At 68.8% G+C, this 3370-nt stretch carries 2 protein-coding genes and 1 pseudogene; all 3 read left to right on the top strand.

The window, feature by feature from the left end:
* Positions 1-713: pseudogene (locus tag JMF90_RS30045) on the top strand (polyamine aminopropyltransferase); the annotation flags it as partial.
* On the top strand, positions 713-2332 hold the full coding sequence (locus JMF90_RS30040; protein ID WP_125381604.1) for an NAD(P)/FAD-dependent oxidoreductase: 1620 nt from the start codon (positions 713-715) through the stop codon (positions 2330-2332). The pseudogene JMF90_RS30045 and the gene JMF90_RS30040, both read left to right, overlap by 1 nt.
* Positions 2333-2456: 124 nt before the next feature.
* The gene (locus JMF90_RS30035; RefSeq protein WP_012339661.1) at positions 2457-3218 is read left to right on the top strand and encodes an N-acetylmuramoyl-L-alanine amidase; all 762 of its coding nucleotides are present in this window, start codon (positions 2457-2459) and stop codon (positions 3216-3218) included.
* The last annotated feature ends 152 nt before the right edge of the window (positions 3219-3370 follow it).

The following is a 3370-nucleotide window of genomic DNA, read 5'->3' as shown; positions in this document are numbered from 1 at the left end:
ATCACGAGGCGCTGATCCATCCGGCGATCGAGGCGCTGCCGTGGGCGAAGCGCGTGCTCGTGCTCGGCGGCGGCGACGGCCTCGCGGTGCGCGAACTGCTCAAACACCGCAACCTCGAGCAGATCACGCTCGTCGATCTCGATCCGGCAATGACGAAGCTGTTCTCGACGTCGGCACCGCTCGTCAAGCTGAACCAGGGCGCGCTGAAGGACCCACGCGTGCACGTGATCAACGACGACGCGGTGCGCTGGCTCGAATCGAATGCCGACGTGTACGACGCGATCGTCGTCGATTTCCCCGATCCGACCAACTTCGGGCTCGGCCGCCTGTACTCAGTGCCGGTGTTCCGGCTGCTGGCGCGCCACCTGTCGGAGAACGGTTACACGGTGATCCAGTCGACATCGCCGTATTTCGCGCCGCACGCGTACTGGACCATCATCGCGACGCTGCACGAAGCCGGGCTCAACACGTGGCCGTACCACTGCTACGTGCCGTCGTTCGGCGACTGGGGCTTCGTGATCGCCGGCAAGCGCCGCGACTTCACGGTGCCGACGCATTACTCGGTGCCGACGCGCTGGCTCGATGCGCAAACGGCCGCCGAGATGTTCCACTTCCCGGCCGACATGCCGGCGCTGTCGATGTCGCCGAACGAACTCAACGACCAGCCGCTCGTGCGCCGCTTCGACGACGACTGGAAGCACGTGCTGCGCTGATGGATCGCCGCACGTTCCTCGTCGCGTCGGCAGCCGCGTCGCTCGCCGCATGCGGCCGCACCGGCTGGATCGAGACGACGCCGCAGGTCGGCTACCCCGGCATGCGCGAAGGCCATGCGCTGCGCGACCATGCCGCGCTGCCCGCGCCGTCCGGCACGATCGAGACGGATGTCGCGATCCTCGGCGCCGGCGCGGCCGGGCTGTCGTGCGCATGGCAGCTCGCGCGCGCGGGCCATACGCGCTTCACGGTGCTCGCCGGCCCCGAATTCGGCGGCAACGCGGCCGGCGGACGCTTCGGCGACCTCGGCTATCCGAAGGGCGCGCACTATCTGCCGCTGCCGTCGCTCGAATCCGCCCATCTGCGCGACATGCTCGCCGATCTCGGCGTGATCGAATCCGCACCGTTCTCGGTACGCCCCGTGTACGACGAGCGTGCACTCGTCCACGCACCGGACGAACGCCTGTTCATCGGCGGGCAGTGGCAGGACGGCATCGTGCCGACCACCGGCCTCGACGCCGACGCGCTCGCGCAGCAGGCGCGCTTCTTCGCGTACACGGACGGGCTGCGCACCGCGCGCGGCGCCGACGGCCGCAAGGTGTTCTGCATCCCGATCGCGGAATCGTCGCGCGACCCGCGCTGGCGCGCACTCGATCGGCGCTCGTTCCGCCAGTGGCTGCTCGACGAAGGCTATACCGCGAAAGCGCTGCACTGGTATCTGAACTACTGCTGCCGCGACGATTACGGCGCCGGTTACGAGCATGTCTCCGCCTGGGCCGGCCTGCACTACTTCTCGTCGCGCGGCGGCCATGCGGGCGATGCGAGTGACGGCGCGGTGCTGACCTGGCCCGACGGGCTGCACACGATGGTGACGAAGCTGAGCGATTCGATCACCGCGCGCACCGGCTCGAACGCGTGGTCGCGCGATGGCTTCGCGGTGCGCGCGACCGAACGCGCGGGCGGCGTCGACGTACTGTGCGCACGCGTCGGCCATGACGGTACGCTGTCGACGTTCATGCTGAAGGCGCGACGGGTCGTATGTGCGATGCCGCTGTTCGTCGCGGCGCGCGTGTTTCCGCAGCTTGCCGCGTACGGTTTCGAACCCGCGCGCGACTTGCCGCCGCGCGCGCCGTGGCTCGTATCCAACTTCCTGCTCGACGGCATGCCGGCCGAGGAAGCGGGCGTGCCGCTCGCGTGGGACAACGTCGTCTACGACGGCGCGGGGCTCGGCTACGTCGTGTCGACGCATCAGTTGATCCGGATGTCGCCGCCGACGCGCTCGGTGTTTTCCGCCTATCAGGCATTGAGCACGCAAACGCCGGACGATACGCGCCGCTGGCTCGCGCAGGCGAAGCCCGACGCATTGCGCGAGCAGGCGGCGCTCGACCTGCAGGCCGTGTACGGACGCGAGCTGTGGAAGCATGCGACCGCGCTCGAGATCACCGTGCGCGGCCATGCGATGGCCACGCCCGACGTCGGCTTCCTGAGCCGGCCGGGGCTGCTCGCACTGCGCGATGCCGATGGCCCCGTCGTATTCGCGCATGCCGACCTGTCCGGGTTGTCGCTGTTCGAGGAAGCGTCGTACTGGGGCATGCTGGCGGCGCATCGCGTGCTCGCCTGACAGCCGTCGCGCGTCATTGCGGCGTCGCCGCCACCCGCTATAATCGCGCGACATTCCGACTGCATTGAGCAGGCCGACGGTGGCGCGCCGTTCGACGCGCCGTACGCCCTTCTCGACAACAACAATGACGAACCGAACCCTCCGACGCCTTCCGCTCGTGCGCGCCGCCGCGCGCGTGCTCGCGTGCGCCCCGCTGCTCTGCGCGCCGCTGGCGCTGCACGCGGCCGACATCGCCACCACGACCGTTACCGAGCCCGCGTCCGGACGCTACATCGTCGTCGATACCGGCCATACACCCGCGCATCCGGGCTCCACCGGTGCGAGCGGCCGCGTCGAATACCTGTACAACCTCGACCTGTCCGGCGCGGTCGCCGACAAACTCGCCGCGCACAGCGACCGCGTGCTGCGCACATCGGCGGACGGCCGTGAGATCAAGCTCGATCAGCGCTCGACGCAGGCGCCCGACGCGAACCTGTTCGTGTCGATCCATCACGACTCGATGCAGCAGCAGTTCATCGACGCGGGCCGGCAACGCGAATTCCGCGGCTTCTCGGTGTTCGTGTCGGAGCGCAATCCGCACTATGCGGAGAGCCTGCGTTGCGCGAAGGCGATCGCCGAGCGGCTGGTCGCGGCCGGCGAACGGCCGTCGCTGTATCACGCGCAGCCGATCCGCGGCGAGAATCGCCCGCTGATCGACCCGCAACTCGGCATCCACCGCTTCGACGATCTCGTCGTGCTGCGCACCGCGCCGATTCCGGCCGTGCTGGTCGAAGCCGGCGTGATCGTCAATCCGGATGAAGAAGCGCGGCTCGCGCGGCGCGAGACGATCCAGCGCCTGTCCGCCGCGATCGCAAGCGGCATCGACGCGTGTACGACGCCCCAATAAACGACGGCATTTCCCGTCGGATTCAACGGTTTTCACCCAGCCAGGAGCCTCACCATGAAGAAAAAGAATCTGCTCGCATCCTGCGCGTTGCTCGCGCTCGCCGTTCCGTTCGCCGCGCATGCGGCCGGTTGCGCAAAGCCGCGCAGCGCGTT

Source organism: Burkholderia sp. E168m23, from assembly GCF_016586125.1.
Lineage (GTDB): Bacteria > Pseudomonadota > Gammaproteobacteria > Burkholderiales > Burkholderiaceae > Burkholderia > Burkholderia orbicola.
The sequence above is the reverse complement of the archived record's forward strand: the minus strand, read 5'-3'. Positions and strand labels throughout refer to the sequence as shown.